The organism is Pantoea sp. NPDC088449 (assembly GCF_044753225.1).
In the GTDB taxonomy this organism is placed as follows: Bacteria; Pseudomonadota; Gammaproteobacteria; order Enterobacterales; family Enterobacteriaceae; genus Pantoea; species Pantoea floridensis.
In genome coordinates this window covers 147,619-168,088 of the sequence record NZ_JBIVMT010000001.1, presented here as the reverse complement: position 1 = coordinate 168,088, position 20,470 = coordinate 147,619, and the positions used below count along the sequence as shown (strand labels likewise).

At 55.0% G+C, this 20,470-nt stretch carries 21 protein-coding genes; 11 read left to right on the top strand and 10 right to left on the bottom strand.

Translation table 11 applies throughout. The annotated features are described in order from the left end of the window. Positions 1 to 11 precede the first annotated feature (11 nt). Together cyoE and ACIP6T_RS00785 are read left to right on the top strand one after the other, a co-directional pair. Entirely contained in the window at positions 12 to 899 is an 888-nt protein-coding gene (gene cyoE / locus ACIP6T_RS00790; RefSeq protein WP_008103945.1) for a heme o synthase, read from the top strand. 131 nt (positions 900 to 1,030) lie between these two features. Beyond that, on the top strand, positions 1,031 to 2,395 hold the full coding sequence (locus ACIP6T_RS00785) for an MFS transporter (RefSeq protein ID WP_097094719.1): 1,365 nt from the start codon (positions 1,031 to 1,033) through the stop codon (positions 2,393 to 2,395). Between the two features lie 33 nt (positions 2,396 to 2,428). Here ACIP6T_RS00785 and adhP read toward each other — a convergent pair whose 3' ends face one another. Both adhP and ACIP6T_RS00775 read right to left on the bottom strand, forming a co-directional pair. Next, a complete protein-coding gene (gene adhP, locus ACIP6T_RS00780; RefSeq protein ID WP_061717460.1) occupies positions 2,429 to 3,469 on the bottom strand; it encodes an alcohol dehydrogenase AdhP in 1,041 nt (346 codons plus the stop codon). 30 nt (positions 3,470 to 3,499) lie between these two features. Next, the gene (locus ACIP6T_RS00775) at positions 3,500 to 5,020 is read right to left on the bottom strand and encodes an aldehyde dehydrogenase family protein (protein WP_097094721.1); all 1,521 of its coding nucleotides are present in this window, start codon (positions 5,018 to 5,020) and stop codon (positions 3,500 to 3,502) included. 290 nt (positions 5,021 to 5,310) lie between these two features. Here ACIP6T_RS00775 and ACIP6T_RS00770 point away from each other — a divergent pair, with 290 nt between their 5' ends. After that, a complete protein-coding gene (locus tag ACIP6T_RS00770) occupies positions 5,311 to 7,083 on the top strand; it encodes a sigma-54-dependent Fis family transcriptional regulator (protein WP_400454830.1) in 1,773 nt (590 codons plus the stop codon). On the opposite strand, the gene ACIP6T_RS00765 is transcribed toward ACIP6T_RS00770, so the two are convergent. Further along, positions 7,080 to 7,571, bottom strand: coding sequence for a YajQ family cyclic di-GMP-binding protein (locus ACIP6T_RS00765; protein ID WP_097094723.1), 492 nt, complete (start codon positions 7,569 to 7,571; stop codon positions 7,080 to 7,082). The genes ACIP6T_RS00770 and ACIP6T_RS00765 overlap by 4 nt on opposite strands. Before the next feature lie 125 nt (positions 7,572 to 7,696). Here ACIP6T_RS00765 and panE point away from each other — a divergent pair, with 125 nt between their 5' ends. Continuing rightward, positions 7,697 to 8,617, top strand: coding sequence for a 2-dehydropantoate 2-reductase (panE, locus tag ACIP6T_RS00760; RefSeq protein WP_400454827.1), 921 nt, complete (start codon positions 7,697 to 7,699; stop codon positions 8,615 to 8,617). Further along, a complete protein-coding gene (gene yajL, locus ACIP6T_RS00755) occupies positions 8,571 to 9,179 on the top strand; it encodes a protein deglycase YajL (RefSeq protein ID WP_097094725.1) in 609 nt (202 codons plus the stop codon). The genes panE and yajL overlap by 47 nt, the downstream gene beginning before the upstream one ends. Before the next feature lie 198 nt (positions 9,180 to 9,377). Here the strand turns inward: yajL and thiI are convergent, their stop codons facing one another. After that, positions 9,378 to 10,826 (bottom strand): tRNA uracil 4-sulfurtransferase ThiI, encoded by a 1,449-nt coding sequence (gene thiI, locus ACIP6T_RS00750; RefSeq protein WP_097094726.1) that lies wholly within the window; start codon positions 10,824 to 10,826, stop codon positions 9,378 to 9,380. A gap of 236 nt (positions 10,827 to 11,062) precedes the next feature. On the opposite strand from thiI, the gene xseB reads away from it, so the two are divergent. The 4 genes from xseB to ACIP6T_RS00730 all read left to right on the top strand — a co-directional run bounded on the left by xseB (position 11,063) and on the right by ACIP6T_RS00730 (position 15,154). Beyond that, positions 11,063 to 11,305, top strand: coding sequence for an exodeoxyribonuclease VII small subunit (xseB, locus tag ACIP6T_RS00745; protein ID WP_097094727.1), 243 nt, complete (start codon positions 11,063 to 11,065; stop codon positions 11,303 to 11,305). After that, positions 11,305 to 12,204 (top strand): (2E,6E)-farnesyl diphosphate synthase, encoded by a 900-nt coding sequence (gene ispA / locus ACIP6T_RS00740; protein ID WP_097094728.1) that lies wholly within the window; start codon positions 11,305 to 11,307, stop codon positions 12,202 to 12,204. The genes xseB and ispA overlap by 1 nt, the downstream gene beginning before the upstream one ends. Positions 12,205 to 12,223: 19 nt before the next feature. Then, entirely contained in the window at positions 12,224 to 14,089 is a 1,866-nt protein-coding gene (gene dxs, locus ACIP6T_RS00735; protein WP_400454823.1) for a 1-deoxy-D-xylulose-5-phosphate synthase, read from the top strand. 90 nt (positions 14,090 to 14,179) lie between these two features. Next, positions 14,180 to 15,154 carry an aldo/keto reductase gene (locus tag ACIP6T_RS00730; RefSeq protein WP_400454820.1) on the top strand — a complete coding sequence of 325 codons (975 nt, stop codon included), beginning with the start codon at positions 14,180 to 14,182 and terminating at the stop codon, positions 15,152 to 15,154. A 45-nt stretch (positions 15,155 to 15,199) separates the two neighbouring features. On the opposite strand, the gene pgpA is transcribed toward ACIP6T_RS00730, so the two are convergent. The 6 genes from pgpA to nrdR all read right to left on the bottom strand — a co-directional run bounded on the left by pgpA (position 15,200) and on the right by nrdR (position 19,258). Next, complete coding sequence (pgpA, locus tag ACIP6T_RS00725; RefSeq protein ID WP_400454817.1) at positions 15,200 to 15,691, bottom strand: phosphatidylglycerophosphatase A; 492 nt, start codon at positions 15,689 to 15,691, stop codon at positions 15,200 to 15,202. Next, a complete protein-coding gene (thiL, locus tag ACIP6T_RS00720) occupies positions 15,678 to 16,655 on the bottom strand; it encodes a thiamine-phosphate kinase (protein WP_097094732.1) in 978 nt (325 codons plus the stop codon). Before thiL ends, pgpA begins: the two co-directional genes overlap by 14 nt. Before the next feature lie 46 nt (positions 16,656 to 16,701). After that, the gene (nusB, locus tag ACIP6T_RS00715; RefSeq protein WP_007887007.1) at positions 16,702 to 17,121 is read right to left on the bottom strand and encodes a transcription antitermination factor NusB; all 420 of its coding nucleotides are present in this window, start codon (positions 17,119 to 17,121) and stop codon (positions 16,702 to 16,704) included. Positions 17,122 to 17,140: 19 nt separating this feature from the next. Continuing rightward, positions 17,141 to 17,611, bottom strand: coding sequence for a 6,7-dimethyl-8-ribityllumazine synthase (ribE, locus tag ACIP6T_RS00710; RefSeq protein ID WP_097094733.1), 471 nt, complete (start codon positions 17,609 to 17,611; stop codon positions 17,141 to 17,143). A gap of 90 nt (positions 17,612 to 17,701) precedes the next feature. Further along, complete coding sequence (ribD, locus tag ACIP6T_RS00705) at positions 17,702 to 18,805, bottom strand: bifunctional diaminohydroxyphosphoribosylaminopyrimidine deaminase/5-amino-6-(5-phosphoribosylamino)uracil reductase RibD (RefSeq protein ID WP_400454813.1); 1,104 nt, start codon at positions 18,803 to 18,805, stop codon at positions 17,702 to 17,704. Between the two features lie 3 nt (positions 18,806 to 18,808). Continuing rightward, complete coding sequence (gene nrdR, locus ACIP6T_RS00700) at positions 18,809 to 19,258, bottom strand: transcriptional regulator NrdR (RefSeq protein WP_008103978.1); 450 nt, start codon at positions 19,256 to 19,258, stop codon at positions 18,809 to 18,811. A 174-nt stretch (positions 19,259 to 19,432) separates the two neighbouring features. On the opposite strand from nrdR, the gene lysM reads away from it, so the two are divergent. Beyond that, positions 19,433 to 19,870: a peptidoglycan-binding protein LysM gene (lysM, locus tag ACIP6T_RS00695; RefSeq protein WP_097094735.1), complete on the top strand. Its 438-nt coding sequence runs from the start codon at positions 19,433 to 19,435 to the stop codon at positions 19,868 to 19,870. Between the two features lie 14 nt (positions 19,871 to 19,884). Next, positions 19,885 to 20,448 carry a DUF3251 domain-containing protein gene (locus tag ACIP6T_RS00690; protein ID WP_097094736.1) on the top strand — a complete coding sequence of 188 codons (564 nt, stop codon included), beginning with the start codon at positions 19,885 to 19,887 and terminating at the stop codon, positions 20,446 to 20,448. The last annotated feature ends 22 nt before the right edge of the window (positions 20,449 to 20,470 follow it).

The window sequence follows — 20,470 nt, the reverse complement described above, 5'->3', positions numbered from 1 at the left end:
AGAGTCGCGTAATGATTAAGCAATACCTGCAAGTAACAAAACCAGGAATTATTTTCGGCAATTTAATTTCTGTGATCGGTGGATTCCTGCTGGCTTCGAAAGGCAGCATTGATTACACCCTGTTTCTCGCCTCACTGGTTGGCGTATCGCTGGTTGTCGCATCAGGTTGTGTTTTCAACAACGTGATTGACCGCGATATCGACATCAAAATGGAGAGAACGCGGAACCGTGTTCTGGTCAAAGGCCTGATCTCGGCGAAAGTAAGCCTGGTTTATGCAACCGCATTGGGTATTGCTGGCTTTGCGTTGCTGTATTTCGGCGCTAATCCGCTGGCCATGTGGCTGGCGGTGATGGGCTTCGTGGTTTACGTAGGCGTTTACAGCCTCTATATGAAGCGTAACTCGGTCTACGGCACGCTGATTGGTAGCCTCTCTGGCGCTGCGCCGCCAGTGATTGGCTACTGCGCGGTGACCAACCAGTTTGATGCTGGCGCGTTGATTTTACTGGCTATCTTTAGCCTGTGGCAGATGCCGCACTCCTATGCGATTGCCATCTTCCGCTTTAAAGATTACCAGGCTGCCAACATTCCGGTGCTGCCGGTAGTGAAAGGCATCTCGGTGGCAAAAAATCATATTACGCTGTATATCCTGGCGTTCATGATTGCCACGCTGATGCTGACGCTTGGCGGTTACGCGGGCTACAAATATCTGGTGGTGGCTGCAGCCGTGAGCGTGTGGTGGCTCGGCATGGCGCTCTCAGGTTACAAAACCTCAAACGATAAAGTTTGGGCGCGTAAACTGTTTGTGTTCTCAATTGTCGCTATCACCGCATTGAGCGTGATGATGTCGGTTGATTTCATGACGCCCGCGTCAAAAGATCTGCTGACTTACGTCTGGTAATACAGCACCGCAAATGGAGTAAAGGGCGCGAATTTCGCGCCCTTTCTTTTTGTTACCACTGCTTAAGAACAAATGTTTTACCCGCCCTGCCCTGCTGCCTAAAATGGGCACAGCATAATTTTGAGGTAAACATGAACGACAATAAAATGACGCCAGTAGAGCTTCGCGCTACATGGGGTTTAGGCACCGTTTTTTCCCTGCGCATGCTGGGAATGTTTATGGTCTTGCCAGTACTCACCACGTACGGCATGGCGTTACAGGGCGCCAGTGAAACGCTGATTGGTCTCGCAATCGGTATCTATGGTTTAGCACAAGCCGTTTTCCAGATTCCCTTCGGTCTCCTATCCGATCGCGTTGGCCGCAAGCCGCTGATCGTAGGCGGGCTGCTACTCTTTGTCTTTGGTAGCGTTATTGCCGCCACTTCCGATTCCATTTGGGGAGTAATTTTAGGCCGTGCCTTGCAAGGCTCCGGCGCGATCGCCGCTGCGGTAATGGCGCTGCTGTCAGATTTAACTCGCGAACAGAACCGCACCAAAGCCATGGCGTTCATCGGTATCAGTTTTGGCGTTACCTTTGCTATTGCGATGGTGGTCGGCCCGATTGTCACCCATGCGCTGGGCCTGCACGCGCTGTTCTGGATGATTGCCATCCTCGCCACGCTCGGCATCGTGATTACCTTGTTAGTAGTACCAACGGCGCCGAACCACGTACTCAATCGCGAATCGGGTATGGTAAAAGGCAGCATCCGCGCGGTGTTGGCCAATCCAAGATTGCTAAAACTGAATATCGGTATTCTCTGCCTGCACATTCTGCTGATGTCGAGTTTCGTTGCACTGCCAGGCCAGTTTGAACAGGCCGGTTTGCCCGCGGCAGAACACTGGAAAGTCTATTTGGTCACGATGCTGATCGCCTTTGTCGCCGTGGTGCCTTTCATTATTTATGCCGAAGTGAAGCGCCGCATGAAGCGCGTGTTTGTCGGCTGCGTAGCAACCATTATCGTCGCGGAGATCGTGCTATGGGGCGCTGCGGGCCACTTCTGGACGTTAGTGATTGGCGTGCAGCTGTTCTTTCTCGCCTTCAATCTGATGGAAGCAATTCTGCCATCCTTGATCAGTAAAGAGTCGCCCGCGGGCTATAAAGGCACCGCAATGGGTATCTACTCCACCAGTCAGTTCATTGGTGTGGCGATTGGCGGCAGTATGGGCGGTTGGATCTTTGGGCACGTAGATGCACAAACCGTATTCCTGGTGGGTGCGATTGTCGCAGCAGCGTGGCTGTTTGTGGCGATGTCGATGCAGGAGCCACCTTACGTCAGCAGCCTGCGCATCATGCTCAGTGATGCGGTGCTGGCGGTGCCAAACCTTGAGAAACGTTTGAAAGCGCAGCCCGGCGTAGCATCGGTATTTATCGTGCCGGAAGAGAAAAGTGCTTACATCAAGATCGATAGTAAAGTGACGAGCCGCGTCGAACTTGAAGCGCTGCTCGCCAGCTGCTAAAAAACATGCCCGACCCTAGCGTCGGGCTTTTTATTACAACGACATATCCACCACAATGCGCCCTTCAATCTTACCGGCGTGCATGCGTGCAAAAATATCGTTGATGTTGGTCAGCGGTTCCACCGCCACGGTGGCTTTCACTTTGTGACGGCCGGCAAAATCTAATGCTTCCTGCAAATCTTTACGCGTACCGACGATAGAACCGCGCACCGTGATGCCATCCAGCACCATATTAAAGATCGACAGATCGAATTTGCCCGGTGGTAAACCATTTAGCACCATGGTGCCGCCGCGACGCAGCGTGCCAATCGCCTGCTCGAAGGCTTTTGGTGAAACCGCAGTGACCAGTACGCCGTGCGCCCCACCGAAACTCTCCTGGAACACCTTCGCCGGATCGACATTTTTCGCATTGGCCACCACGCTGGCACCAAGGCGTTTCGCAAACTCGAGCTTCTCGTCATCGATGTCTACCGCCGCCACGTTGAGCCCCATCGCCACCGCATACTGAACCGCCATATGTCCCAATCCACCGATACCAGAAATCACCACCCAATCGCCGGGCTTGGTGTCAGTCATCTTCAGGCCTTTGTAGACGGTGACCCCCGCGCAGAGGATCGGCGCAATTTCGTTGTAATCAACGTTATCCGGGATGATGCCAACATAGTTGGCATCGGCGAGGCAATATTCTGCGAAGCTACCGTTTACTGAATAACCGGCATTTTGTTGCGACAGACACAGTGTTTCCCAGCTATCCAGACAGTGTTCACAGTGACCGCATGCCGAATAGAGCCACGGCACACCTACGCGATCGCCCATCTTCAGATGTTTAACCCCTTCCCCTAGCGCCACAACCTGCCCTACCCCTTCGTGACCGGGAATAAACGGCGGATTGGGCTTGATTGGCCAGTCTCCTTCCGCCGCATGTAAATCGGTATGGCACACGCCGGTTGCCGCGATCTTCACCAAAATCTGCCCCGGTCCAACCTGCGGCACCGGTACCTGCTCAATCACTAACGGTTCACCAAAAGACTTTACAACGGCGGCTTTCATGGTGGTTTTGATTTGCATATTCATCTTTCACTCTCCATTTGATCGGATGCGGACTCAGAACAGACCCAAAGGCGCGGTGCCATAGCTGACCAGCAGATTTTTGGTTTGTTGATAGGCGCTCAGCGCCATCTTGTGCGTCTCACGACCCACACCCGATTGCTTATAGCCGCCGAATGCCGCGTGAGCGGGATAGATGTGATAGCAGTTGGTCCAGACGCGCCCAGCTTTAATACCGCGTCCCATGCGATACGCCAGATTGGTATCGCGTGTCCATACGCCAGCGCCGAGACCAAACTGCGTTTCGTTGGCGATGGCGAGCGCTTCTGCCTCATCCTTAAAGGTGGTGACGCCAATCACCGGCCCAAAAATCTCCTCCTGGAAACAGCGCATCTGGTTGGTTCCTTTGATTAAGGTAGGCTGAATATAAAATCCGTTATTCAGCTCAGCAGCGACGTTTGCACGATCGCCCCCCGTCAGAATCTGCCCACCTTCGTCGCGTGCGATGTTGATATAAGACAGGATTTTGTCGAATTGCTGACGCGAAGCCTGCGCGCCAATCATGGTGTCGGTATCCAACGGATCACCACGGCGGATATTTGCCACCTTCGCCATCACGCGATCCATGAAGGCTTGATAGATCGATTCATGAATCAACGCGCGCGACGGGCAAGTACAGACTTCGCCCTGATTGAAGAAGCCGAGCACCAAACCTTCCACCGCCTTTTCAATAAAATCGTCCTCGCCGTCCATGACATCAGCGAAATAGATGTTCGGTGATTTACCACCCAGCTCGACGGTACAGGGAATGATGTTTTCCGCAGCACACGCCATGATGTGACGCCCTACCGGCGTAGAACCCGTAAAGGCGATTTTGGCGATACGCTTGCTGGTCGCCAGCGCCTCACCGGCCTCGCGGCCAAAACCCTGCACCACATTTAGCACGCCCGCCGGGAACAGATCGCCAATCACTTCCATCAGCAGCGTAATACCCAGCGGCGTTTGTTCCGCCGGTTTTAACACCACACAATTCCCCGCAGCCAACGCCGGCGCAAGTTTCCACGCCGCCATTAATAGCGGAAAGTTCCACGGGATAATTTGTCCCACCACGCCCAGCGGTTCATGGAAGTGATACGCCACGGTCGTTTCATCGATTTCTGCGGTGCTGCCCTCCTGTGCGCGCAAGCAACCGGCAAAATAGCGGAAGTGATCCACCGCCAGCGGTAGGTCGGCATTCAGGGTTTCACGAATCGGTTTACCGTTATCCCAACTCTCCGCTACCGCCAGTTTCTCGAGATTCGCCTCAATGCGATCCGCCACCTGCAACAGGATGTTGGCGCGGTGCTGGACGCTGGTTTTCCCCCAGGCTTCCGCTGCCTGATGAGCGGCATCCAGTGCTAAATCGATGTCGCGTGCATCCGAGCGAGGAAACTGTGCGATATCGCCGCCAGTCACCGGTGAGGTGTTAGTAAAGTATTGGCCGCTCAGCGGCTCGACGAATTTGCCCGCAATATAGTTGCCGTACGTCGCTTGAAAGGAAACCAAAGCGCCGGGCGTACCGGGATGTGCATAACGCATCGCAAACTCCTTAATGTAGGGTCAGATAATCTGAACGGACAGCGTCAGCCCTATGGCTTCTCATTGAGTCAATCGCCGTCGCGTAAGCTATTGCAGCGCGCGTGCCAGCTTTTCCCAATTGGCGAAAAATGAAATAAAAACGATTTAATTCAATAAATTAATAAAAAAATAAGCATTCTTATAATGGGTATTAACGCAGCAAAGTTCGTCATCTGTGTTGCGTATCGCAACAGTACGGAAACTGAACCGCTACAATGCTGCAACACATTTATCAGCACACGAGGTCAACAATGCAGGGAAATCCATCCGCGTCTGCCGCTAACGCCAATCCGCTGTTAAGCGACTCCTGGTTCCGTAGCCAGCTGTATGGCCTCGACCGCACCGCCGATGATTTTCCGCGCGTTCGCCAGGGTGAACTGGCAGATTTACTCGCCAGTAACGCCGGGCTTCAGCAGTTTGCTCAGCCGGTCATCAAGCAGCTGGCGCAGAAACTGGCTGAAAAGCAGTCAGTGCTGATCCTGTCGGATGCCACCGGTATGGTGCTTAATACCTTTGGCGACATGCCTTCAATGGAGAAAGCCCAGCGTTATGCGCTCGCGCCCGGCAATTTATGGAGTGAATGCGGCCGCGGCACCAATGCGATTGGTACCGCTTTGGCGATTGATGACGGCTGTGAAATCGCCGGCCATCAACATTTCCTTACGCTCAATCAAGGCCTGTACTGCGCAGCGATGCCGCTACAAATGCCAAATGGTCAGATTGCTGGCGTGCTGGACATTTCCGGTCCTGCCCACTTCCCACATCCGCAAACCTTTAGCTGGGTGAAAGCAGCCGCTAAACAGATTGAATACCTCTGGGTGAAGCAAAGCCTGCATCCACAGCAGTGGTTAATGAGTTTGCATTGTCAGCCGCAGGGTATTGATACTCGCGATGAACTGCTGCTGGTGTTCTCCGACAACGTGTTAACTGCCGCTAATCGACTGGCGATGCGTGAGCTGGCACTGAGTGCGGAGCAGCTGGGCACCCTGACTTTCCAGCAGCTGTTTCCACAACAGCAGCAACAAGACAACACCGTTCCCGCTCCGCTCGAGTACGCCACGCAGCGCTACTATTTCCGCCTGCGCGCTCCGCATCGCAACCATTTCGCTATACCGAGTGAATCCACCCGTGATTTACCTTTCTCCCTGCGTCGCGATGGCGAAAAAATGGTGCGGCTACTCAATGCTGGCGTATCGCTGTGTATTCACGGCGAAACCGGCAGTGGCAAAGAGTACGTGAGCCGGGCGTTGCATCAGCAGAGTCGCTGGCAGGCCGGTAAATTTGTCGCCATCAACTGCGCAGCGATTCCCGAAGCGCTAATCGAATCTGAACTGTTTGGCTATCAGCCCGGTGCCTTTACCGGTGCCAGCAAACAGGGCTACATCGGTAAGATCCGTGAGGCGGACGGCGGCGTGCTGTTTCTTGATGAGATTGGCGATATGCCGCTGGCGCTGCAAACACGTTTACTGCGCGTGTTGCAGGAGAAAGAAGTGGCACCGCTCGGGTCCAGTCGCAGCTGGCCGGTGAATTTTGCCGTCATCTGCGCCACGCACCGTGATTTAGCCTCACGTGTTGCCGCTGGGGAATTCCGGGAAGATTTGCTCTATCGGCTGCAGGAGTTTTCTATGACCATTCCACCCCTGCGCGACTGGCCAGATGTGGAAGGATTTATCAGCCGTTTATGGCTGGAGTTAGGCGGTGGCGAGCGCGATATTCAGCTCTCGCCTGCGCTGCTAACTTCTCTGGCTCAGCTCCCGTGGCCAGGTAATGTGCGACAACTACGCAGCTTGCTACGCGTACTCTTAGCACTGGCGGATGAAGGTGAGGAAGTGACAGACGTACATTTACCTGCGGAATATCGTCGCGCGACGAGGCCTTCTCAGGAAAATCGGCAGAGTCATGATGAGCGGCTGATTAACGAAACGCTACAGCGTTTCAATGGCAACATCAGCAAAGCAGCAGAGGCATTAGGCGTTGCGCGCAGCACAATCTATCGTCGTGCTGCGCGCGATAAACGCGATTAGTCGCGGAAGTTTTTAAACTGGAAAGGTTGACCAAGGTTGCCACCGCGCACCAGCGCCATCGCACCTTGCAGGTCGTCACGTGACTTGCCGGTTACGCGCAGCTCTTCACCCTGAATCTGCGTTTGCACTTTCAGCTTGCTGTCTTTGATCAGTTTTACCAGCTTTTTAGCCACATCACTTTCGATGCCTTTTTTCAGCTTGGCTTCAACAGACCAGCTTTTACCGCTGTGCACAATCTCTTCTGGCACGTCAATCGCCGCGCCTTCAATGCCACGCTTCAGCAGCTTTTCGCGCAGAATATCCACCAGCTGTTTTACCTGGAAATCAGATTCGCTGCTGATTTTGATGGTCTCATTCTTTTCGTTGAGCTCAATGGTTGCACTCACGTTACGGAAATCGAAACGGGTTGAGATCTCGCGGCTCGCATTCTCCACGGCATTTCGCACTTCCGGCAATTCGACTTCGGAAACGATATCGAAAGATGGCATCTTTTCTTCTCCTGATACTAAAGTGACATGCATAATACGCGTCTTGAGGCGCTAATAAAACACGATACGCGGAAAGCTATACTTACCGATGACGTGCAAACAGGAACCCACCCACGGGAGGAAAAATGAAAATTACCGTGCTAGGGTGCGGCGCTCTGGGTCAGATTTGGCTCGCGGCTCTCGCCCGCCAGGGACATGAGGTCCAGGGTTGGTTACGTGTGCCGCAGCCGTACTGCTCGGTGAATGTGGTTGATCTACAGGGTCACGTAAGTAATCAAACTTTTATTGCCAACGATCCGCTATTCCTCGCTGAAAGCCAGCTGTTGCTGGTAACGCTCAAAGCACCGCAAGTCTCTCCGGCCGTGAAAAACCTGCAAAGCGTGCTGCCCGCACATACACCGGTTCTGCTGCTGCATAACGGCATGGGGACGCTGGACGAGTTGAAAGATCTGCGTCAGCCGCTGCTGCGCGGGATCACGACGCATGCCGCCATGCGTGATGGAACGGTCATCAAACATATCGCTCAGGGCATTACCCATATTGGCCCCGTCAGCCGGGAAAGTGCCGCGCTGAGCGATATCGCCGATGTTCTGCATCAGGCCCTGCCAGATGTGGCCTGGCATGACAATATCGCTGCAGCCAGCTGGCGTAAGCTGGCGATCAACTGCGTCATCAATCCGCTTACCGTGGAGCACAATTGCCAGAACGGCGCGTTGCGTGCATGGCCACAGCAAATCGCAGCCTTATGTGAAGAAATCGCGTGGGTTATGGAGCGCGAAGGCCAGCATATCGCGGTGGATAATCTGCGCGACATTATCTATGACGTGATTGATAGCACCGCCGCGAATATCTCATCCATGCTGCAGGATGTGCGGGCGCAGCGTCTGACTGAAATTGATTACATCACTGGCTACCTGTTACGCCGCGCCCGGGCGCAAGGGATTTCGCTGCCAGAAAACACCCGTCTGTACGATCTGATTAAACGTAAGGAGTCCCACTATGAGCGCGAACGCATCGGTTCTGGTTTGCCTGGCACATGGCAGTGAAGAGACCGAAGCGGTCACCACTATCGATTTGCTGGTGCGTGGCGGATTAAGCGTCACCACCGCTAGCGTGGAGAGCGATGGCACCCGTGAAATTGTCTGTTCACGCGGCGTCCGCTTACTGGCGGATGCACCACTGGTTGAAGTGGCCGATAATGAATACGACGCGATAGTGCTGCCCGGTGGCCTAAAAGGTGCCGAAACCTTCCGCGACAGTCCGCTGTTGGTGGAGACCGTGCGCCAGTTCCATGTTTCAGGCAAAATTGTGGCGGCGATCTGTGCCGCGCCGGGTACGGTTTTGGTGCCACACGATCTTTTCCCGGTCGGCAATATGACTGGTTTCCCCGGCTTACGCGACACCATTCCCGACAATAAATGGATGGAGCGTCGTGTGGTGTGGGATCCGCGCGTTAATCTACTCACCAGCCAAGGGCCAGGCACCGCAATGGATTTTGCCTTGAAGCTGATTGATTTACTGGTAGATAAAGAGAAAGCGCGCGAAGTGGCTTCGCAGCTGGTGCTGGCGGCGGGAATTTATAATTATCAGGAATTTGAAGAGCGTTAATTTGCAGGGGTCGCCCTAAATGGCGTAATGCTGCTCACTCAAGTAAAAAAATGCCTGTTTAAGCAGGTGCGCATGAATGCGCACCCTACGAAGACCCGGCTATATCCACGTAAGGTCACCATTCATGGTGACCGATTCACGCTTAGCTGACGAGCATTACGCCCTAAATGGCGCCGCTGCGACAAACGTCAGCAGCCTTTAAGGGCGATAGACCTTCACGTTTTTGAAACCCTGTTCGTGCAGATAGAGCGCCTGCAGGCGACTCATCACACCGCGATCGCAATACAGCAGCCAGGTTTTGCTCTGGTCCAGATCGCCAAATTGGGTGCTGAGTTTGTAGAACGCCAAAGGTTTGACCTCAACGCCTTCAACGATCAGTGGCTTCGCATCCTGCTCATCCGCCGAACGAATATCCAGCACCACATCGTTGCTGGTGAAGGAGTCGACGGTTTCCACTTCCACCACTTCTTCTTCGGTTTGTTCGGCGATTTCACGGATATCGACGTTGCTGGCTTCCTGCACCACGCGATTGAGGATCTCGAAATCGAAATTCAGCTCTTCCGCTTCGATCTTTGCCTTCACCGCCTTCACGGTTGGGCTTTTCGAAATCACACCGCAATATTCCGGCATGGTACGGGCAAAATCTTCGGTGCCAATTTTGCGCGCCACATCGATGATATGTTCTTTGTCGTGGGAAATCAGCGGACGCAGAATCAGTGTATCAGATGCGTTATCAATCAAGCGCAGATTGGTCAGCGTCTGGCTGGACACCTGGCCCAGTGCTTCGCCGGTCACCAGTGCTTGCACGCCGTAACGTTCCGCCACCATTGACGCCGCACGCACCATCATACGTTTCAGCACCACGCCCATCTGACCGTCGTCAACTTTCTCCAGAATCTCACCCACCACGGGTTCGAAATTGATCGCCACAAAACGTACGCGGTGCGAACGACCGAAGCGCTGCCACAGATAATGCGCGACCTGACGAACGCCAATCTCATGCGCCGCGCCGCCAAGGTTAAAGAAGCAGTAATGCACGCGGCAACCGCGACGCATCAGCATGTAGCTGGAAACGCCGGAATCGAAACCACCGGAAATCAGCGACAGCACATCTTCCTGGGTACCAATTGGGAAACCGCCCAAACCTTCATAGCGTGCGGTGATCAGTAGCAGGCGATCGTCTTCGATCTCCAGGTTCACCGTTTCATCCGGGCGATTGAGCTGCACGCGCGCGCTGGCGATGTGCTGATTGAGGCCGCCACCGACGTAGCGCTCAACGTCCTGCGAGCTGAAGCTGTGGGTTCCGCGACGCTTTACGCGCACGCAGAAACTTTTGCCTTCCAGGCGCTCGCGGTTCAACGCCAGCGTCTGCTCGAAGATATCGTGCATATCGCTATACGCGCGATCTTCCACCGCCAGCACGTGATGAATGCCGGGAATGCGCGTCAGTTCAGTGACGATGGTTTCACGCAGCGCTTCATTTTTGGAACGCACTTCAACGTGGTCCCAATGACGCACGACCTTGATCTCTTCATCGACGGTACGCAGGATATTACGAATGCTGCTGGTGAGAATTTTGATAAAGCGCAGACGCACCGACTGACTTTTGATGGTGATTTCTGGGAACAGCTTGATGATAAACTTCATGGCGACAGGGGTTCGTTTGGGCAAATAAGTGCTAAAAGCATCGGCACTTAGCTGTTAAAATCATGTAATTGCGGGTTGATTCAGGAGCCCCCGCATCCGAGGCGCAAAAGTATATCACCTTTGAGGGGTGACTGCTTCTGCTACCGCAGTCACATTCATTATTTTGCTAATTAATCCTCGTCGGCTACCATGACCGATTGCAAGATAATGTCCTAACCTGTGAGTCGACACTGAATATGCCGAAAAAAGCCGAAGCGCCAGCCAGTTTTGAAAGCGCATTGCAGCAGCTGGAACAGATTGTCAGCCGCCTGGAAAGTGGCGAGCTGCCGCTGGAACAGGCGCTGAATGAATTCGAACGCGGCGTACAATTGGCACGTACCGGTCAGCAAACCCTGCAACAGGCAGAGCAGCGGGTGCAAATCCTGCTTAGCGACGAGAAAGATGCCGCCCTCACCCCTTTTACCCCGGAAAATGAGTAATGGATTTCGCCAAACTGCTGAGCGCGTACCATCAACGCGTTAATCAGGCGTTGACGCGCTTAATAGATCCACTTCCTTTTCAGAGTTCTCCTCTGGTGAACGCCATGGAATATGGGGCATTATTAGGCGGTAAGCGTCTGCGCCCCTTTCTGGTGTACGCGACAGGCGAAATGCTAAAGGCCGACGCGGCCAGCCTGGATGTGCCGGCTGCTGCCGTTGAATGCATTCATGCATATTCCCTGATTCATGACGATCTGCCGGCGATGGATGACGATGCGTTACGCCGCGGGCAGCCAACCTGCCATATTAAATATGGTGAAGACACGGCGATTCTCGCCGGCGATGCTTTGCAAACTCTGGCATTTTCGATTCTGGCCGACGAGCCGATGCCTGGCGTTAACGCCGAAGCGCGTATTGCGATGATTTCTGAACTGGCACAGGCCAGCGGCGTTGCGGGCATGTGCGGTGGTCAGGCACTGGATTTAGCGGCAGAAGGCAAACGTATCGATCTGGCACAGCTTGAGCAGATTCATCGTCATAAAACCGGCGCGTTAATTCGCGCAGCGGTGCGTCTTGGCGCATTAGCCGCCGGAGAACGTGGCCGCGCCGCATTACCGGTACTGGATATCTATGCCAACGCCATCGGACTGGCGTTTCAGGTGCAGGACGACATCCTTGATGTCGTTGGTGACACTGCCGTGTTAGGGAAAACGCAGGGCTCGGATCAGGCGTTAGGTAAAAGCACCTATCCGGCGCTGATGGGATTAGAAAATGCCCGCAGTAAAGCCTGGGACCTCTATCAAGAAGCGCTCGGCGCGCTCGATATTCTGGCGGCACAGTCTTACAACACAATCGCCTTACAAGCGCTGGCAAGCTTCATAATTGAACGCGATAAATAACTTTCATAATGAGTCTCTGATGAGTTTTGATATTGCAAAATACCCGACACTGGCGTTAGCAAACACGGTTCAGGAATTACGTTTATTACCGAAAGAAAAACTTCCGGAGCTGTGTGACGAACTGCGTCAGTATCTGCTGGACAGCGTAAGCCGTTCTTCCGGTCACTTTGCCTCGGGTCTGGGCGTCGTCGAGCTAACCGTGGCGCTGCATTATGTTTATAACACCCCATTTGACCATCTGGTGTGGGACGTGGGCCATCAGGCTTATCCACACAAGATTCTGACCGGACGCCGCGATCGCATCGGCACCATCCGCCAGAAAAATGGCCTGCATCCCTTCCCGTGGCGCGGTGAGAGTGAATACGACGTGCTGAGCGTCGGCCACTCTTCAACTTCGATCAGCGCCGGTCTCGGCATGGCGGTTGCCGCCGAGCGTGAAGGCAAAGGTCGCCGCACCGCCTGCATCATCGGTGATGGCGCGATCACCGCGGGTATGGCGTTTGAAGCCATGAACCACGCCGGTGATATCAAGCCGGATATGTTGGTGATCCTCAACGACAACGAAATGTCGATCTCTGAGAACGTCGGTGCGCTCAACAATCGGCTGGCACAGATTCTCTCTGGCAAAACCTATTCTCGCCTGCGCGAAGGCGGCAAGCGTGTGCTGGGCGGATTACCGCCGATCAAAGAGCTGGTGAAACGCACCGAAGAGCACCTGAAAGGTATGGTGGTGCCGGGCACGCTGTTTGAAGAGTTGGGCTTCAACTACATCGGACCGGTGGATGGTCACGACGTGCTGACGCTGGTAAGCACGCTGAAGAACATGCGCGATCTGAAAGGCCCGCAGTTCCTGCACATCATGACCAAAAAGGGCAAAGGTTATGCCCCGGCGGAACAGGATCCGATCGCCTGGCACGCGGTACCGAAGTTCGATCCCGCTAGCCTGTCGCTGCCAAAAAGCGTACCGGGCCTGCCAAGCTATTCGAAGATCTTTGGCAACTGGCTGAGTGAAATGGCCGCTGACGATCCGCGTTTGATGGCCGTTACGCCAGCGATGCGCGAAGGTTCGGGCATGGTGAGTTATTCCCGCGACTATCCGCAGCAATATTTTGATGTGGCGATTGCTGAACAGCATGCGGTAACGTTCGCGGCGGGCATGGCGATTGGTGGTTATAAGCCGATTGTGGCGATCTACTCGACCTTCCTGCAGCGCGCCTACGATCAGCTGATCCACGATGTTGCGATCCAGAAACTGCCGGTACTGTTTGCTATCGATCGCGGCGGCATTGTCGGTGCCGATGGCCAAACCCATCAGGGCGCATTTGATATCGCCTTTTTGCGCTGTGTGCCAGAAATGGTGATCATGACGCCAAGCGACGAAAACGAATGCCGGTTGATGCTCTACACGGGTTATCACTATCAAAATGGCCCGAGCGCAGTGCGCTATCCACGCGGCACCGGCACCGGTGCAGTGCTGGAACCGCTGGCAAGTTTGCCGCTGGGCAAAGGCATTATGAAGCGTCGGGGCGAGAAACTGGCCATCCTCAATTTCGGCACCTTGCTGCCAGAAGCAGCGGCGGCGGCGGAAGCGCTCAACGCCACGCTGGTGGATATGCGTTTTGTGAAGCCGCTGGATGAAGCGTTAATTGCCGAACTGGCTGCCAGCCACGACGCGCTGATTACGCTGGAAGAAGGGGCGATCAAAGGCGGCGCCGGCAGCGGCGTTAACGAGTACGTGATGGCGAAACGCCTGCGCGTACCGGTACTCAACCTCGGCCTGCCGGATGAGTTCATTCCACAGGGCACGCAGGAAGAAGTACGCCAGGATTACCAATTGGATGCCGCCGGTATTCAGCAACAAATCGCTAACTGGCTCGCCCAATAATCTTCAACCCTCCTCGCTCACCGCCCGGTGAGCGAGCCTGCTGCTATGCTTAGGGAACGATTTCCCTCAAGCATAAGAGCAGGAGCCCACATGAAAACTATTCCCTTAGGCCAAACCGACTTACAGGTTTCGCGTCTCTGTTTAGGCTGTATGACGTTCGGCGATCCCACGCGCGGTAATCACGCCTGGACGCTGCCGGAAGAGAGCAGTCGACCGCTGATCAAACAAGCGCTGGAGGCTGGCATTAACTTCTTCGATACCGCCAACAGCTATTCCGATGGCAGCAGCGAAGAGATTGTCGGTCGTGCGTTAAGAGACTTTGCGCAGCGCGATCGGGTGGTGGTCGCCACTAAAGTCTATTTCCCACTGAGCAATCTGTCACAAGGCCTATCACGCAAGAATATCCTGCAGTCTATCGATGATAGCCTGACACGCCTCGGCATGGAGTATGTCGACCTGCTGCAGATTCACCGCTGGGATTACAACACGCCAATTGAAGAGACGCTGGAAGCACTGCATGAGGTAGTGAAATCGGGCAAGGCGCGTTATATCGGCGCCTCGTCGATGCATGCATCACAGTTTGCTCAGGCGCTGGAACTACAGAAGCAAAACAATTGGGCACGCTTTGTCAGCATGCAGGATCAGTACAACCTGATTCAGCGTGAAGAAGAGAATGACATGCATCCGCTGTGTCAGCGTGAGGGGATTGCCGTGCTGCCGTGGAGCCCGCTGGCACGCGGTAAACTCACACGTCCGTGGGGCGAAACCACCGCCCGCTCCGTATCAGACAATGTGATGGAAAAGCTGTATACCGGCACCGAAGAGAACGATGCAGCGATCGCCGAACGGCTGGCTAACGTTGCGGCGGATAAAGGCGTGACGCGCGCGCAGGTGGCGCTGGCATGGCTGCTACATAAACCTGCCGTCACCGCGCCGATCATTGGCGCCTCGCGCGAGCAGCAGTTTGCTGAGCTAGTGAAGGCCGTCGATGTAGAGTTGAGTACGAATGAAATTGCAGAGCTGGAAACGGTGTATCAACCGCATCCGACCGTCGGATTTGAGTGATGTCCCGCATCCTCTCCCGCCAGCGGGAGAGGATGCGGTTTTCGGCTAAAAGGCCAATCCCAGCCCGTACAAAATCACCGCAGAAATCACGCCAGCAATAATGTCGTCGACCATAATTCCCATGCCGCCATGCACATTCTGATCGAACCAGCGAATTGGCCAGGGTTTCCAGATATCGAAAATGCGGAAAATCACAAATCCCGCCACCACCCATTGCCAGTTCATGGCCGGAATTGCCATCAGCGTAATCCACATGCCAATGAACTCATCCCAGACAATGCTGCCGTGATCGTGCACGCCCATATCTTTGGCGGTGCGGTGACACAGATAGACGCCGACGCTGATCCCCACTAACAGCACCAGCGTATAAATCTGGAACGGCAGGAAGGTCAGCAGCCACCAGAAAGGGATGGCGGCAACCGAGCCAACGGTGCCCGGCATTGACGGACTTAAGCCGCTGCCAAACCCCGTCGCCAGCAGATGCCAGGGATTGCGCAGGCGCAGGCGACTTTTAGCAACATCTTTACTTGCTAGCAAAGTGATCAAATCCTTTTAGATTGACGCTGCGCGGCTTACCGTTCTCCAGCAGGTTCAGCCCTTCTGATTCCGGAGCAATTTGGCCAATGCAGGTATAAGGCACGCCAAAATGACCGAGCGCCACGTCAAGCGCGCCACGGTTAACTTCGGGCACGGTAAAGCACAGCTCGTAATCTTCGCCACCGCTCAGCGCCCATTGCAGCACCAGCTCAGGTTCGAAGTGGTCGCGCAGCGCCGGAGAAAGCGGTAACGCGTCAAGATTAAGGCGCGCACCCACGCGGCTGGCGGTCAGCACATGCCCGAGATCGGCAATCAAACCGTCTGAAATATCGATCGCCGAGGTCGCCAAACCGCGCAGCGCCTGCCCTTGCAGTACGCGCGGCATCGGACGCAGATGGCGCTTAATCAACGCTTCGTGCACCGCAGGATCGTTCAGGCGATGGCGATGCTGTAGCAGCGATAAACCAGCAGCGCTATCGCCCAGCGTACCGGTGACGAAGATCCAGTCGCCTGGCTTGGCACCAGAGCGTTTCAGTGCCCTGCCCACCGGCACCAGGCCATGAATGCCGAGCGTCATGCTCAGCGGGCCGCGCGTGGTATCACCGCCAATCAGCTGCATATCGTAATAATCCAGCAGCTCAAACAGGCTATCGCTAAAGGCAGCCACCCAACTTTCATCGATCTCGGGCAGCGTTAACGCCAGCGTTAGCCAGGCAGGATCGGCGCCCATGGCGGCTAAATCGCTGAGGTTGACGGCAACGGCTTTGTAGCCGAGATCGGCAGGATGGATGTCACGTAAGAAGTGGACGCCCGCTACCAGCGTATCGGTACTGATGGCGAGGGTCTGTTTTTCTGGCACGTTGAGTAACGCGCAGTCATCACCAATTCCTTTCTCCACATCGCGGCGGGAGCTGGTGACGCGGTTAAAGTAACGTGCGATCAGTTCGAATTCACCACAAGACATAAGTCAGGTCTCAATGAGAAAAAGGCCGGTAAACCGGCCTTCATTACTATTTTTTATTGGGTCGAATTTGCGGGGCAGCTTTGTCGAGGACACCGTTGACGAATTTGTGGCTGTCTTCAGCACCAAACACTTTGGCCAACTCAATGCCTTCGTTGATGGCCACTTTGTAAGGCACATCAGAACGCTTGCTCAGCTCATACAGCGAAATACGCAGGATGGCTTTTTCTACCTGGCCCAGCTCTTCCAGCTGACGCGACAGGTAAGGCTTCATCAGACCGTCCAGGTACGCGCTGTTAGTCGCCACACCGGCCAGCAATTCGCGGAAATAGCTAATATCGACGTCTTTGACGTCTTGTTCCGCCAGAAACTGGTATTCCACATCGGCAATGTCGTTCTTAGACAGCTGCCAGGAGTAAAGCGCCTGAACAGCGCACTCACGGGCGCGACGACGAGCAGCAGGTTTCACAAAATTCCCCTTACAAAAATCAGGCTTTGATGGCTTTCAATACGTTGATCATTTCGAGTGCAGTCAGGGCCGCTTCGGCACCTTTATTTCCTGCTTTCGTGCCGGCGCGTTCAATCGCCTGCTCGATATTTTCAGTGGTCAACACGCCGAAGGTCACCGGGATTTCGCTGGACATGGCGACGTGCGCAATGCCCGAGCTGGCTTCACCGGCCACATATTCGAAGTGTGCGGTGCCGCCACGGATGACAGTGCCCAACGCGACAATGGCGTCGTGCTTACCGGCTTTCGCCAGTGCGCGTGCTGCCAGCGGCAGTTCGTATGCGCCCGGAACCCAGACAACGGTGATGTTATCTGCTTTCACCTGGCCGATGCGCTTAAGTGCATCCACCGCGCCGTCCAGCAGGCTGTCATTAATGAAGTTGTTAAAACGCGCAATTACGATGGCAATCTTTGCATCAGGCGTGGCAACAGGAGCTTCGATAACTTTCATACATATCCTTTGGGTTGTTTTATGGCCCCGCAGAAGGGGGCGGATTCTATCATACTCTTTGGCGACGCGCTCAGGCTTTTCCGCGCGCTGTCAACGCGGGGTTAGCGTTAAGCGCAGGTCTTCGCCGACCCGGCGCACATCGCTAAAATTCAGGGCGGGCGCATCCGTCAATTGTTCCAGTCCGGGCAGCTCGCACAGTCCACGCGCGGCGTTGCCCAGCAGCTTCGGTGCCATATACACGATCAACTCATCCACCAGCCCCGCATGCAGCAGCGCGCCGGCTAAGCCGGCACCCGCTTCGACCCAAACGCTGTTAATCTGGCGCTGGCCGAGCAACATCATCATGGCGACCAAATCGAGCTGTTCGCCGCGTTGCGGCACCGCAATCTGGGTAACGCTAGCAGGCCACGTTTGGCGATCGGGTTCGCTGCGCATCAGCCAGGTTTCGCCGGGCTGGTCGATCAAACTATGCTGCGGCGTAACGCGCTGTTGGCTGTCGATCACCACCCGCACCGGCTGACGCAGCTGGTTTTCATCGAGCTGTGCACGGACATCGGCACTCAGTTCATTCCAGCGCACCGTCAGTGAGGGATTGTCGGCTAACACGGTGGCGCTGGTGCTAAGGATAGCTGAACTCTGGGCGCGCAGACGTTGCACATCGCGCCGTGCCGCTGCCGAGGTGATCCATTGACTCTCGCCGCTCGCCATCGCGGTGCGCCCATCAAGGGATGCGCCAAGTTTCAGCTGAATCCACGGGAAGCCGGTGCGCATGCGTTTCAGAAAACCGCGATTCAGCGCTTCCGCTTCGTTGATCATGACGCCATGGCTGACATCGATGCCCGCCTGCTGTAAACGATACAGTCCGCGCCCCGCCACCTGCGGATTGGGATCCTGCATCGCGGCGACCACGCGTGTGACGCCTGCGGCAATCAGCGCATCGCAACAGGGCGGCGTGCGTCCATGATGGCTACAAGGTTCCAGGGTGACATAGGCGGTTGCGCCTTTGGCGCGTTCGCCCGCCATACGTAGCGCGTGCACTTCCGCATGCGGTTCGCCCGCGCGCTGATGCCAGCCTTCGCCGACAATCTCGCCCGCGCGCACAATCACGCAGCCAACGTTGGGATTAGGCGTGGTGGTAAAGCGTCCGCGGCGCGCCAGTTCCAGCGCGCGCGCCATGTAGCGTTCGTCAGTCATGGATTAATCCTGTAAACGGGCAATCTCTTCGCCAAAATCGCGAATATCTTCAAAGCTGCGGTAGACCGAGGCAAAGCGGATGTAAGCGACTTTATCGAGCTTTTTCAGCTCATCCATCACCAGATTACCAATCAGGGCACTGGGTACTTCACGCTCGCCGGTGGCACGCAGCTGGGTTTTTATATGATTTACCGCGCTTTCCACCGCATCGGCGCTCACTGGGCGTTTTTCCAGCGCCTTGATCATGCCGCTGCTGAGCTTATCTTCGTTGAAGGGTTCACGTACATCGTTGCTTTTCACTACGCGCGGCATCACCAGTTCAGCCACTTCAAAGGTGGTAAAACGCTCGTGACACACCAAACACTGGCGGCGGCGGCGCACCGAAGAGCCTTCACTGACCAGACGCGAATCAATCACTTTGGTGTCCACAGCGGAGCAGAATGGGCAATGCATGACGTTTCCTGTCGCGAGATAATTAGGTCACACAGTGTAGCGCGATCTCGGTTGCAACTAAATACAAGGCGCGGAATCTGCATCCCCTTCACAGACATGGCATCAGCATGCCAGCAAACGGTAAAAAACCACTACGCTTTAAGAGCCAATCCGGCACATTTTCAGGAGGTTTCTATGGGTCTGTTCGATTTCGTGAAAGAAGCTGGAGAAAAACTGTGGGATGCCGTCAGTGGCGGCGATGATGCGAGTAAGAAACTGCAGGATCACATCAATAAACTGGGTTTACCCGACAGCGATAAAGTGAAGGTGAATGTGCAAGGCGACACCGTTACGGTCAGCGGCGATGGCGTTTCCCAGGAGCTGAAAGAGAAGATTCTGGTAGCGGCGGGGAACGTGGCAGGGATTACTAAAGTAGACGATCAGGTAAAAACCACCGATTCCGCCACGCCAGCCGAATTCTATACGGTGAAAAAAGGCGATACCTTGAGTGCGGTATCAAAAGCCGTCTACGGAAATCCTAATGAATACAACAAGATTTTCGAAGCAAACAAGCCAATGCTGACGCATCCTGATAAGATCTATCCAGGTCAGGTTTTACGCATTCCCAAATAACAGAAGGATATTGCATGACGATCAGGAGGTTTATGGTGCCAGCGGCGCTCTCAATGCTGGTGCTAAGTGGTTGCAGTTCAACGCCGGTTTCACCGCAGGTCAAAGAGTTGCATCAGGAAGTGAGTCAGCTTAATCAACAGATGCGCAAGCTGACGAATCAGGCAACGGCACTGGAAATTCAGGGACAGCTGAACAGCCAGTCGACGCAAGGCGCATGGCTGTTACCGCAGGCAAACACGCCGGTGGAGTTGCAAACACAGCTCGGCAAGCTGCGTTTATCGCTTACACAGGTGGCGGGTGAAGCCAACGGCAGTCGCGCCAACCTCAATATCCGCGCCACCGATGACCAGCCGATTCCGGCGCTGCGCGCTACCGTTGTCTGGGGTGAAATGGATCCGGCCAGCGGCAAACCGCTTAATGCAGAGAGTCTTAGCCAGACCATCGAAGTTCCGGCTAGCTTGATGCCGCGTAGCACGGTGACCGTACCGCTGCGGCTGAGTGGCTTAGCGCCAGATCAGCTCGGCTACGTACGCGTGCACGATGTTGAGCGTCCCGCGGCGAACACCATCACGCCCTGATCGCAGGCATAAAAAAACGGGC